This window comes from Paenibacillus sp. GbtcB18 (assembly GCF_019091125.1).
GTDB classification, from domain to species: domain Bacteria; phylum Bacillota; class Bacilli; order Paenibacillales; family NBRC-103111; genus Paenibacillus_F; species Paenibacillus_F chitinolyticus.
On record NZ_JAGXJX010000822.1, the window covers coordinates 1 to 238 of the forward strand.

Consider the following 238-nt stretch of genomic DNA (forward strand, 5'->3'; position numbering starts at 1 on the left):
CAGGGCACTGTACACGGCTATATGCTTCATCCGCAGGGAGGCTGGGTCCGTAAAAGCGTTCCGCTTCCGGATGTGGTTTCCAACCGGCATCCCAGCCGCAAAGCGGAGAAATTACTCTCCATGGAGGACTTCAAGCAGCGCTCCGTCAGACGAAATATCCCTTTATCCAACTGGGCTTTCTTCGATAAATGGGATGGGTACCGACTGCTTGAAAACGATCTGGCCTTCAAATACGTAC

Annotated in this window: 1 pseudogene; it reads left to right on the plus strand. The window is 52.5% G+C overall.

Going from position 1 to position 238, the window contains the following annotated elements:
* A pseudogene (locus KVT34_RS31065) lies at nt 1-238 on the plus strand (YheC/YheD family protein); the annotation flags it as partial.